The 12,422-nt window shown below is 65.6% G+C and carries 8 protein-coding genes; 3 read left to right on the top strand and 5 right to left on the bottom strand.

Annotated elements, in window-relative coordinates; translation table 11 throughout:
• Positions 1–87: 87 nt before the first annotated feature.
• The gene (locus P3W85_RS40175; RefSeq protein ID WP_017224127.1) at positions 88–2,454 is read left to right on the top strand and encodes a DNA polymerase II; all 2,367 of its coding nucleotides are present in this window, start codon (positions 88–90) and stop codon (positions 2,452–2,454) included.
• A gap of 730 nt (positions 2,455–3,184) precedes the next feature.
• On the opposite strand, the gene P3W85_RS40170 is transcribed toward P3W85_RS40175, so the two are convergent.
• From P3W85_RS40170 to P3W85_RS40150, 5 genes are all read right to left on the bottom strand, one after another.
• Positions 3,185–4,171, bottom strand: coding sequence for a Bug family tripartite tricarboxylate transporter substrate binding protein (locus P3W85_RS40170; RefSeq protein WP_017224126.1), 987 nt, complete (start codon positions 4,169–4,171; stop codon positions 3,185–3,187).
• Between the two features lie 40 nt (positions 4,172–4,211).
• Positions 4,212–6,551, bottom strand: a complete 2,340-nt coding sequence (locus tag P3W85_RS40165) for an acyl-CoA dehydrogenase family protein (RefSeq protein WP_276268892.1) — start codon at positions 6,549–6,551, stop codon at positions 4,212–4,214.
• A 62-nt stretch (positions 6,552–6,613) separates the two neighbouring features.
• Entirely contained in the window at positions 6,614–7,387 is a 774-nt protein-coding gene (locus P3W85_RS40160; RefSeq protein WP_276268891.1) for an enoyl-CoA hydratase/isomerase family protein, read from the bottom strand.
• A 2-nt stretch (positions 7,388–7,389) separates the two neighbouring features.
• Positions 7,390–8,628, bottom strand: a complete 1,239-nt coding sequence (locus P3W85_RS40155; RefSeq protein ID WP_276268890.1) for a CaiB/BaiF CoA transferase family protein — start codon at positions 8,626–8,628, stop codon at positions 7,390–7,392.
• Between the two features lie 92 nt (positions 8,629–8,720).
• Positions 8,721–9,695 carry a Bug family tripartite tricarboxylate transporter substrate binding protein gene (locus tag P3W85_RS40150; protein WP_276268889.1) on the bottom strand — a complete coding sequence of 325 codons (975 nt, stop codon included), beginning with the start codon at positions 9,693–9,695 and terminating at the stop codon, positions 8,721–8,723.
• A gap of 153 nt (positions 9,696–9,848) precedes the next feature.
• On the opposite strand from P3W85_RS40150, the gene P3W85_RS40145 reads away from it, so the two are divergent.
• Both P3W85_RS40145 and P3W85_RS40135 read left to right on the top strand, forming a co-directional pair.
• Entirely contained in the window at positions 9,849–10,811 is a 963-nt protein-coding gene (locus tag P3W85_RS40145; RefSeq protein ID WP_276268888.1) for a LysR family transcriptional regulator, read from the top strand.
• A gap of 660 nt (positions 10,812–11,471) precedes the next feature.
• Positions 11,472–12,386 carry a dioxygenase gene (locus P3W85_RS40135; protein ID WP_276268887.1) on the top strand — a complete coding sequence of 305 codons (915 nt, stop codon included), beginning with the start codon at positions 11,472–11,474 and terminating at the stop codon, positions 12,384–12,386.
• The last annotated feature ends 36 nt before the right edge of the window (positions 12,387–12,422 follow it).

Below are 12,422 nucleotides of genomic sequence, written 5' to 3'. Positions count from 1 at the left end.
CGATGTGGGGCTGATCAAACGTAAAATACCCCAATGCCGCCAGCAACAGGCGACACACAACGAGCAACAGGTTCCCAAGGCAGCAGCGTGGTTCAACTTCAACAGGGTTTCCTTCTGACCCGGCATTGGCGCGATACGCCGGCGGGCACGGAGATCGAATTCTGGCTGGCAAGCGACGCCGGCCCCCGGCATATCCGCCTCGCGCCGCAACCCTCCGTGGCGTTTATCCCGGCGGAGCAAAGCGAGCAGGCGGCGCTGCTGTTGCGCGGCGAGCGCCAGTTCGAACTGCGCCCCTTGCCCCTGCGCGATTTCCATCAGCGGCCCGTGCTGGGCCTGTATTGCCAGCAGCACCGCCAGCTGATGAAGCTGGAGAAGCTGTTGAGGGAAGGGGGCGTCAATGTCTATGAAGCCGATATCCGCCCCCCGGAACGCTACCTGATGGAGCGGTTCATCACCGCGCCGGTCTGGTTCAGCGGCGAGCCCAATGGCGACGGCCCGCTGCTCAACTGCCAGATGAAGCCGGCGCCGGCCTATCGCCCGCCGTTGAAGCTGGTGTCGCTGGATATCGAAACCACCGCTCACGGCGAGTTGTACTCCATCGCGCTGGAAGGCTGCGGCCAGCGCCAGGTCTATATGCTCGGCACGGCGAACGGGGACGAGCCCGCGCTGGACTTCGCGCTGGAGTACTGCGACAGCCGCCAGTTGCTGCTGGAGAGGCTGAATCAATGGATTGCCCGGCACGACCCCGATGCGATCATCGGCTGGAACCTGGTGCAGTTCGATCTGCGCGTGCTGCAGGAACATGCGGAACGGTTCCAGGTCCCGCTGCGGCTTGGCCGTGGCGGCAGCGTGCTGGAATGGCGCGAACATGGCTTCCAGCAGAACCATTTCTTTGCCTCCGCCGCCGGCCGCCTGATCATCGACGGCATCGAGGCGCTGAAGTCTGCGACCTGGACCTTCCCGTCCTTCAGCCTGGAGTACGTGGCGCAGACCCTGCTGGGCGAGGGGAAATCGATCGACAACCCCTATCAGCGCATGGCGGAGATCGACCGCATGTTCGCGCAGGACAAGCCGGCGCTGGCGCGCTACAACCTGAAGGACTGCGAGCTGGTGACCCGCATCTTCGCCAGGACCGAGCTGCTGACCTTCCTGCTCGAGCGCGCGACGGTCACCGGCCTTGCCGCGGACCGCAGCGGCGGGTCGGTCGCCGCCTTCACGCACCTCTATCTGCCGCTGATGCACCGCCAGGGCTACGTGGCGCCGAATGTCGGCGAACTGGCGGCGCAGGCCAGTCCGGGCGGCTTCGTGATGGACTCCCGGCCCGGGCTGTACGAGTCGGTGCTGGTGCTGGACTACAAGAGCCTGTATCCCTCCATCATCCGCACTTTCCTGATCGATCCGGTCGGGCTGGTGGAGGGGATGCTGCATCCGGGCGACAGCGATTCGGTGCCGGGTTTCCGCGGCGCGCGTTTCTCGCGCAGCAAGCATTGCCTGCCGGCCATCGTCGAGCAGGTCTGGCAGGGGCGGGAGGCGGCCAAGCGCCAGCAGAACAAGCCGCTGTCGCAGGCGCTGAAAATCATCATGAATGCGTTCTACGGCGTGCTGGGATCGAGCGGCTGCCGCTTCTTCGATCCGCGCCTGGCGTCGTCGATCACCATGCGCGGCCATGACATCATGCGCCAGACGCGCGAACTGATCGAAGCCGAGGGCTATGCGGTCATCTACGGCGATACCGACTCCACCTTTGTCTGGCTGAAGCGCGCACATACGGAGGAACAGGCTGCTGCCATCGGCCGCGCGCTGGTCCAGCATGTCAATCAATGGTGGCGGCAGCGCCTGCGGCAGGAATTCGGCCTGGAGAGCGCGCTGGAGCTGCAATTCGAGACGCATTACCGGCGCTTCCTGATGCCCACCATCCGCGGCGCCGAGCAGGGCAGCAAGAAGCGCTATGCAGGCCAGATCGTCAGGGCCGACGGCAGCGACGAGATCGTCTACAAGGGACTGGAAACGGTGCGCACCGACTGGACGCCGCTGGCCCAGCATTTCCAGCAGGAGCTTTACCAGCGTATTTTCAGGCAGCAGCCATACCGGGACTATGTGCGCGACTATGTCGAGCGCACCATGCGGGGGGAGTTCGACGATCAATTGGTGTACCGCAAGCGGCTGCGCCGCGACCTGGAGGACTACCAGCGCAATGTGCCGCCCCACGTCCGCGCGGCCCGCACCGCCGATGAATTCAACCGCCAGCAGGGCCGGCCCCTGCAATACCAGAACGGCGGCTGGATCAGCTATGTCATGACCGTCGCCGGTCCGGAGCCGCTGGAAACCCGGCAATCGGCGATCGACTATCACCACTACCTGACGCGCCAGCTGCAGCCGGTGGCGGAAGCCATCCTGCCGTTCCTGCACGAGGACTTCGCCACGCTGGTGACGGGGCAGATGGCTTTGTTTTAAAGATAAGGCAATGAGATGACGCGAGGCCGGCCGCGCAGGCATTGCCGGCCCGGCCTTCGTGCGCCGCGCAAGCCTCGGAAACCAGGCATCCAATGCGTGCGAACAAATACCTGCCGCCGCTCGCAGGGCTTTTGACATGGGTCAAGTGGTCTGACGGCGCGCACGGCTAAGATGGGTTCTGTCATGGAGATGCGGGGGCGCTCTTCATGACTTGTCTACCCGTTTCCAGAACACGGAAACTTGGCCCGCGCCACGCAAGTGGGGCGGGCTTTTTTACGTTGTTGGCCGATCAGCGGGAGGGTGTATCCGAGTCTCCGCGTTGCCGCGCCCAACTTCAGGTTCCGACTCAAGGGTGCGCTTGACTTCCCCGCAGGTGCGCCCGTACGGCACCACAAGCCTTACCGGCTGGGATGGCCATGCGTCCGTCGCGCTTGCGACAATTGGCTGCGCCGCGAATAGCGCGAGCAGCATGGGCGCGCCCAGGCGCGGGAGATTCAGGGATTGCATTGCATTGGTCCGCTTCGAGGCCCAGCCGATGGCACAGGACAGCAGCAAGACTCCCCAGCAAGGCAGGTCGCGCAGAGGCGGGTAAGCGGGCATGCCATGTCCCCTTCCGATGAATACCGTGCATCGCGGCAAGCGGCAGGTTCGTTTTTGCATGGTTTGCGCTTGCTGGCGCAAGACCGCCGTCACGCTCCGGCCGTACCAGCGGCGCGGGCCGCGACACCGGCTAGTCCAGGCTCAGATGGGATGTCCGGATGACTTCGCCCCAACGCTCGCGCTCGGCTGCGACAAATGCCGTGAAGTCGGCACGCGGCTGGCCGCCTGGAATGCCGCCCATGTTCCTGATCTGCGCGATCATGTCCGGGTCGTGCATGACGGCGGCAAGCCGCATCTCCAATTGGGCGACGATCGCGGGCGGCGTCTTCGCCGCGACAAAGATGCCGACCCAGGCCGTCGACAGGAAGTTGTCGAAACCGAGCTGCGCCATGGTTGGCACATCTGGCAGGCTGGGCACGCGTTGCGCGCTGGTCACCGCGAGCGCGCGGAGCTTGCCAGCCCGTATATAGGGCAAGGCCTGGGTCAGATTATCGAACTGGAAGCTTGTTTCGCCGGCCAGCAGCGCGGTGGTGGCCGGCGTGGAACCGCGATATGGCACGTGGATGGCATCGGTGCCGGTGCGCAACTTGAAAAGCTCCCCGACCAGATGGCTGGTCTGGCCGATCCCGGCGGAGCCGAAGGAGAATCTGCCAGGCTGCTGCTTCAGTTGCTGCGTCAGCTCGGATACGCTCCTGACCGGGGACTGCGCATTCACGACCAGCACATTGGGAAAGGCAATGACGTCGGTGATCGGGATCAGGTCTGCCGGCTTGTACGGCAACTGCTTGTAGGCACTGTAGTTGATTGCCTGCGGCCCGACATTCCCGCTTAGCAAGGTGTAGCCATCGGCAGCGGCGCGTAGCGCGGCCTGCGTACCAATGATGCCGCCGCTGCCAGGCCGGTTGTCGACGATGATGGCCTTGTCAAGGCGCGCCCCCAGCTTCTGTGCCAGCAGGCGGATCGGGATGTCGATGGTGCCGCCGGCAGCGCCAGGCACGATGATGGTGACCGCTCGCGCGGGCCAGGCCGCATCCGGCTGCGCGCCGGCAGCCGGATGCGTCGTGGCGGCCAGCAGGCAGGCAAGCGTCAGGCGTCTTGCCGGGCAGAATCCTTGCATGTCCCTTGTCTCCTTTTTTATCTTTAATCACCGGATGACTTCACACTTCGCGTTGCGCGCCGGCAGCCACGAAGCGGCCGAGGTGCGTTGCCGCATTGCCCAGTAGCAGGTCGTTCGCCACCAGCCGCTTGCTGTAATGACTGATCGGCGTTTCGTCTTGCAGCCCGATTGCCCCGTGCAGTTGCAGGACGTCGAAGGCAATGGCGCGGGCAGCCGTGCCGGTCATGTACTTGGCGGCGGCGGTCCGGCGCTTGCGTTCTGCCGGCGCTGCCGTGGTCCAGCCAGCCATCGCCTCCTGCGCCAGATGGCGCGCGCGATTCCAGGCGCGATAGTGGTCGACCACGCGGTGCGCAAGCGCTTGCTGTTCCGACAGCGTCTGGCCAAACTGTTTGCGCGTGCGCATGTACTCGACCGTAAGGGCAAGCGCGCGCCGCATGGCGCCAAGGCTCTCCGCGCACAAGGCAATCGTGGTCAGGGCCAACGCATCGTCGAGGGCCGCGGTGGCTTGTCCGGTGTCCGCGAGCCGTGCGGATGGCGCCAGCGCGACACCATCCAGACGCATGTCGGATGCGCTGCGTCCGTCGTGGAGTTGATAGGCACGCATGGCGACACCGCTGGCGTGGGCCGGTATGTGGAATAACCCGAGGCCGCCGTCGCCAAGGCGCGCCGCGACAACGAGGTGTTGCGCCTGGCTTCCTCCCATCACCATGCCGTTCGCGCCATCCAGCCGCCATTTCCCGCCGTCGCGATGGGCAACGATCGGAGAACGCGACCTGTCAGCGTCGCAGGCAAGCGCACAGCGCCCTTCACCGCTGGCGAGCACGGCCAGCAGGCGGTCACGGCCATCGCCGGACGGCAGGGCAAGCACGGCTTGCGTGGCAAGTACCGCGCTCCAGAGGACCGGTTCGACGACCAGGGATTCGCCCAGGATCTCCAGCAGGGGCAGAAGGTCGGCGATGGTGCCTCCCAGGCCGCCATCGCGCTCGGGAATCAGCAGGCCGGCGAGGCCGAGCCCGGCAAGGCCAGCCCATGCCGCTTCGTCGCAGCCGCCGTGCGCGGCCACGATCCGCTGCCGGTGCGCGAAGCCATAGTGCTTTTCCAGCCACCGGCGCACGGCATCGCTCATCATGGCCTGCTGTTCGCTCAGGTGGCCGGTGGGCGGACGGTCGATTTCCGTCGTGCCGCCGAAGATCGACCTGGCGATGATCTGGCGCTGAATCTCGGACGATCCGCCGGCAAGCGAACTGCCCCGGTACCGCCACATATGCAGGGTGAGATTGCCGGCATGCATGGCGGAGTACGGCGTTGGGCTGGGCTTGCCGTCGATCGCACCGGGGTCGAACGGCAAGGTGGCGGTGCCTAGCGCATCCATCTTGAACAAATGCAGATCCTGCAGCAGTTGAATGCCATCGAGCTTCAGCAGCGAGGCTTCCAGTTCCGGGCTCGCGCCTTGCCCGGCCAGCCGGACGGCAGGCCACCAGGCGGCCTCGAGGGCGCGCATTCTGATGTCCAGCACGGCATGGCGGCGCGCAAGCAAGGCCCGCTCCACCGCCGTGGACGGTTCTTCGCCTTGATCGGCAACCAGTGCCGCGGCGCTGGCCAGCTCGGCCTTGCATTCGGCCACGCGGGCGACGAACAGGCGCTCGATCACCAGCAGCCCCTTCGCAATGGCCCACCCGCCATGCTCGGTGCCAACCAGGTTGGCGGCGGGCACGCGCACATCGTCGAAGAACATCTGCACGTGGAGGTTGGAACCATTGATGTAGCGGATCGGGCGAATCGTCACGCCGGGGGAGTGCAGATCGATCAGCAGCACGGAGATACCATTCTGCTTGCGTAGCGCCGCCGGATCGGTACGCACCAGTACGAGCGCCCAATTGGCCCAGTGCCCCAGGCTTTGCCAGATCTTGCTGCCATTGACCACCCATTGCTCGCCGTCGCGCCGCGCCGTGGTACGTAGCGAGGCGAGATCGGAACCGGCCTCGGGTTCGGAATAACCCTGCGCCCAGAAGTCATCGAAGCTGAGCATGCCGGGCAGGAAGCGCCGGCATTGCTCCGGTGTTCCATGGCGGATCAGCGTGGGGCCGATGGTGTCGATGCCAAGGTTTTCGACATACGGCGCGTCGCTGGCGGCGAGCTCCTCGCGAAAGACCGCCTGCTCCACCAGCGACCAGCCCGGGCCGCCGTGCTCGGGTGGCCAGCCTGGGGCCGCCCACCCGCGCGCATGCAAGATGCGCTGCCAGCGTGCTGCTTGCTCCTTGGTGACAAGGCAATGGGCCTGCGTGGCGGCGCGGATGTCCGCCGGCACCGCGTCGCGCAGGAAGCTGCGGACGCTCTCGCGCAAGGCAAGGAGAGGTTCACTGTCGGATGCATGTGGCATGGGCGGATAACGCATTGTTGATGACTCCACCGCCGCGGTCCGCGGCGAGTACGGGCTATCGGCTATCGGACTTGCCAGGACGGCTTGCGCTTCTCCACGAATGCGGCGATACCTTCCTTCGCGTCGTCTGTCGCCACCACATTGCCGAAGCTCTCCACCGCGGTAGCGACGCCGCGCCGGTAGTCGTTGTCATTGGCGCGCATGAAGGCCTTGCGTCCCATCTTCATGACGACCGGGGATTTCGCGCACAAGGTCTGGGCGAGCGCCCGGGCCTCGCGCATGACGTCCTGCTCGGGCACCACGCGGCTGACCAGTCCGAGGGACATGGCCTCGGCGGCATCGAACGCGCGTCCGGTGAAGAGCAGGTCGAATGCCCGGTGACGGCCGATCACGCGCGGCAGGTGCGTGTAGTGGATGGCGGGCGTCAGCCCGACGTCGATTTCCGGGTAGCCGAAGGTAGCCGTCTCGGCGGCAACGATCATGTCGCAGGAGATCGCGAGCGTCATGCCGCCGCCGCGGGCGGTGCCGTTTACCGCGGCGATGGACGGCTTGCCGAGGTTGAACTGCGCGTCGCACAGTTCGTTGTACAGCTTGTCGACCAGGCCATAGATGCGTGCCGGCGGTGCCCCATGCAGCGCATCCAGCCGCAGCCCGGCGCAGAAGCGCCGGGGCAGGGCGCTGCCCAGGATGACGGCCCTGACCGAATCGTCCTGGGCCGCGCGCCGCAGCGCGCGCAGCATGTCATCGATCATGGCCTCGTTCAAGGCATTGACCGGTGCGCTATCGAGGAGGATTTCCGCGACCCCGTCGCGTACTTCATAGTTGACCGATGGCATGGCTACTCCTGACGTGATGCGGCCTTGGAGGGGCGGCCGGCGTTGCCGGTATCGGCGCAGGCAACCACGCCGTGCGCCTTGAGCCGTTCGATGGACTCGAGGGGATAGCCCGCCTGCAACAGGATCTCGTCCGTGTGCTGGCCGAGCAAAGGCGGCGCGCGGTGCACCTGCCGGCTGCCGCCGCGAAAGCGAACGGGCAAGCCCATATTCCTGAGCTTGCCCAGCACCGGATGCTCGGACTCGGCGATCAGCGCGCGTTCGGCCACCTGCGGGTGGTCCAGCGCCTGGTCCAGCGTGTGAATCGGCGAGCAGGCCACGCCAGCCTTGCGCAGCGCGTCCAGCCAGTAGGCAACCGGCTGGGTCCGGATACGCGCCTGGACCATCTCGACCGTTTCGGCGAAGTGCTCGACACGGGCCGCGTTGGTGGCGAAGCGCGGTGTGTCGGCCATATCCTGCAGCCCGGCGACCGGGCAGAAGCGCCGCCACTGCGCGTCGTTGCCGACGCCGATCATCACCGGCCCGTCGGCCGCGTCGAACACCTGGTAGGGCGCCATGGCCGGATGCGCGGTTCCCATTGGCCGCGGCACCTTGCCGCTGAGCCAGTAGTTCTGGGCCAGATATCCCATGAAGCCCATGGCCGTATCCAGCAGGGACACCTCCAGGTGCATGCCGCGGCCGGTCTTCTGCCGCTCGATCAGCGCGGCCAGGATGCCGCTGAATGCATGCATGCCGGTGCCCAGGTCCACCGGCGAAAAACTGGCGCGCGCATGCTGGCCGCCGGCCTGGCCCATGGTGCTGATCATGCCGCTGAATGCCTGCAGCATGACGTCGTAGCCGGGCTCCTGGCCCAGGGGCCCCGTGCGTCCGTAGCCGGAGATCTCGCAGTAGATCAGGGCCGGGTTCAGCGCGGACAGCGTGTCGTAGTCCACGCCGAGCCTGGCGGCGGCGCCACCGCCGAAGCCTTGCAGCACGACATCCGCCTTGGCCGCCAGCGTCTGCACGATCTGCCTGCCCTCACCGGTCTTGAGGTCGACGGCGAGGCTGCGCTTGTTGTGGTTGACGGCGAGAAAGGTCGCGGACTGCCCGCGATCCTGCGGCAGCCAGGTGCGCGTATCGTCGCCGCTGCCGACCGGTTCGACCTTGATGACTTCGGCGCCAAGTTCGCCCAGGTACTGCCCGCACAAGGGGCCGGCAAGCACCTTGCTCAAATCGAGGACGCGAATGCCCTGCAATGCAATCATGAATGTGTCTCCGGAACAGGTCGGCGGCGGACCCCGCCCGGGATCGGGGGCGCAGGTCCGGCGTGGTGTCGTTGCAATGGCAAGCCGGGTGGCTATTCGGGCTTGATGTCGATGGAGCGGGCCAGGGCCGTCCAGCGCGCGGCGTCACGATTCACATAGGCTTGCAGATCGGCGGGCGCGATGCGAAACGGCTCGGCCCCCCGCGCAATCAGCGCGCTGCCATAGGCCGGATCGCTTGCGCTTTGCGCCACGGCCTGGCGCAGGGTCTCGACAACGGCGGGCGGCGTCTTCGCGGATGCCTGCAAGGACAGCCAGAACTTCAGGTCCAGCGCCGGATAGCCGGCCTCCTGGAGCGTAGGCACATCCGGTAGCAGGGGCGAACGCGCAGCGGAGGTGATCGCCAGCGCTTTCAGCTTGCCGCCGTGTATCTGGCCGATGGAGGTGGTCATGCTGTCGAAGAGGAAATCCACATTACCGGCCATGACATCGGTGCTTGCCGGCGCGCTGCCCTTGTAGGGCACGGCAACCGCGGAGAAGTCCGCGGCCTTCTGGAGCAGCGCGCCATAGATATGCGGGGAGCTGCCGGCGCCGAAGGTAGCGTAGGTGAGATTGTCCGGCCGCTGCCTGCCGACGCGGACCAGGTCCGCCAGGGTGTTGGCGCCCAGCTTGGCCGGATGCACCACAAGCACGTTCGGCACCGTCGCGACCACGCCGATGGCCACCAGGTCGCGTTGCGGGCGAAACCGCAGGTCGGGGAACAGCAGCGGATTGACGGCGTGCATGCCGACCGTGTTGAGCAGCAGCGTATAGCCGTCGGGTTTGGCATCGAGCACGCTCTGCGTGCCGAGATTGCCGCCGGCGCCGGGCTTGTTCTCGACGATCACCGGCTGGCCGAGCCGATTGCCCAGCGGTATGGCAATCAGGCGTGCCACGAAGTCTCCGGGGCCACCCGCCGCGAACGGGACGACCAGCCGGATCGGCCGCGACGGCCATTGATCTGCATGGAGCGGCCGGGTGAGCAAGGATGCGGCTGCGCCCGTCAGGAAAGTACGGCGGCTGAGTCCCATTGCGTCTCCGTGGATTATCTGTCTTGGCGTCCGCGTGCATTGCGCGGAAGCTGGCTTTACTATGGGCTTCGGTACCCTATATGTCCAAGATAGTATTTTGATACTCAGTATATTTTTGTGATATACCCGGCCGGATCTTGCGGAGACTTGCTCATGTCGATCGATGTACGTGGACTCAGGTGTTTTCTGGCGGTGGTGTCGGCGGGATCGATTTCCCGGGCCGCGGAGAACATGCATCTGGCGCAACCGGCGCTGAGCCTGCAGATCAAGCACATCGAGCAGGAACTGGGCGTGGCCCTCTTCATGCGCAGCCACAAGGGCGTCGTCCCCACCGCGGCGGGGCTGAGGTTCGAGAGCCACGCCAGGGATATCCTCAAGCGGCTCGACGTCGCCTGCGAGGACGTGCGCGACCTCGTGACCGATCCCTCCGGCCGGGTCGCAATCGGCCTGCCGCAATCCATGGCGAAGATCCTGACCGTGCCGCTGGTGCGCGAAGCCATCCGGCGCTGGCCAAAGGTCCGGTTGCAGGTGGTGGAGCTCAGCACCGGGTATATCCCGGATCATCTGCTGAGCGGGCGCATCGATATCGGCCTGACCTTCCGCGCGGATGCCGGCTCCGGCCTGCTGTTCGAGCATGTGGTCGACGAGGATCTGGTCCTGCTGGCCCCCCCGGGGCAGTTCGCCGATGCGCGCAAGCCCGGAGCCGGCCTGACGAAGACAGTCCGGCTCAAGGACCTCCACCGCTTCCCCATGATCCTGCCTGCGGGCGAGCATGGCCTGCGGACCTTGATCGATGGCTATCTGCGCGCCCATCAGGTCGAACTCCCGGTGCTGGCGGAGGTCAACGCCATCCCGCAGCTCATCAATCTTGCCGCGGCAGGCGTGGGGTGCACGATCCTTTCCTACGCATCGGTCTGCGCGGAACTGCACGATGGCTTGCTGTCAGCGGCGCGCATCACCCATCCGGGCATGTCGCGCCCGGTCTACCTGTGCCGCTCCGCCACCATGCCGCCGTCGATCGCGGTCTCGGCCGTGCTGGACCTGCTGATGGAAACGGTTCGCGCGCTGATCGCCGACGGGCAGTGGCCGGCCCGGGTGAGCAGGGCGGGCTGCTGACGCCTGGCCTGCGTTTTGCCACAGAAGGAAGATCGCGTGGAAAGCGAGATACTCAGGTAACGGGTGGAACCGGGTTCGGGACGGGCAGGGCGGCTGGATTCTGGAGCCGGCCGGCGCGGCCTTCTGGATGCTGGCAAATGGGCGGACGTTTTTCCACATCGTAGGCCACAGGCCATGGTCGTCACGCCGGCAGAAGAACGCACCCATGCGCGTGCTGGCCACCTCGGGCGCGCGCAAGCCACCAAGGTACAGCACGCTCAGCAGCCAGCGGTAGCGCGCCGCGTGCAGGCGAGAGCGGCTTGGGGGCCAGGCAGCCGGCGTCGAGCAGTCAGGCGAACTGGCCATCAAGGATCAACGGGGAGTAGTGTATTCCCTATAGGTAATCCTACGTATCGCTTTAAGTGGCAGGACGAATTTACCCCCATCGCGCGTCCCTCTAACCTTGACTCAGGGAGCGATCGCGCCATTGGCCACCCAGGGAATTCGACTCGATGAGGAAGAATTTCTGGAAAGCCGAAGCAGTGTTGAGCGAAGGCACGCTGGCGGCGGCGATCGCGCGCTACCGGCAGCGTCCATTGCCAGCAATGCTGGCGGGAAGCGATGGAAGGATGCCAGGGCAACAGAAGTCCTGCCGAATTTCAACACACGAGGAGATAAAGAATGTCAGAGTTCACTACGCAAGAATTACTGGACCATGTCAAATCCAGGCAGATTTCCCCTGGCAACGAACGGGTGCGAGCCATTACTGCGCGGATCGTGGGCGATCTATTCCACACGATCGACGATTTCGACGTCAAGCCGGATGAATTCTGGGCCGCGGCAAAATGGTTGTCGCAGTTGGGTGAAGCCGGCATGGTCGGACTGATTACCGCCGGCCTCGGCTTTGACCGCCTGCTGGATATTCGCGAAGACGAAGCCGATTTGGCTGCAAGCCGCGCGCTTGGCACCCCGCGTGCCATCGAGGGGCCGTTGTATATCGCCGGAGCACCGTTGTATCAAAGGGAGGTGCGGCTGGATGAAGGCAACGAAGGTAAGGGAGAGACGTTTGTGATGGAAGGCCGTGTGCTTGGCCTGGATGGCCAGCCGGTGCCCGACGCGCTGGTCGATGTCTGGCACTGCAATGAACTGGGCCGGTATTCGCATTTCGATCCGTCGCAGCCGGAATACAATCTCCGCCGCCGTATCGAAACCGATGCCGAGGGCAACTATCGCTTCCGCAGTTTCTTGCCGCCGGGCTACGCCATCCCGCCGGACAGCCCGGTCTCCGAGCTCTTCGCGTTGCTGGGCCGCCACGGCAACCGCCCGGCCCACATCCATTTTATGGTCTCCGCGGCCGGCAAGCGCGCGCTGACGACTCAGATCAATATTCCCGGCGATACCTTTATCGACGACGATTTCGCCTTCGCCACGCGTGGGGGCTTGATCGTGTCTCTCGATAAGGTCGACGATGTGTCGGCTTACGCCTCCCTGGGCGTCACCGCGCCCTTCACGCGTGCGAAGTTCGACTTCGTGCTTCAGGATGCGCAGGCAGCGGCAGAGGAAGTGCCGGGCGGGCGCTATACAAAGGCGGCCTGACATCGCTGCAGGGCCGTGCGGCGCCAGCGCTCGCGA

It is taken from the genome of Cupriavidus basilensis (assembly GCF_029335485.1).
GTDB classification, from domain to species: Bacteria; Pseudomonadota; Gammaproteobacteria; order Burkholderiales; family Burkholderiaceae; genus Cupriavidus; species Cupriavidus basilensis_E.
The sequence above is the reverse complement of the archived record's forward strand: the minus strand, read 5'-3'. Positions and strand labels throughout refer to the sequence as shown.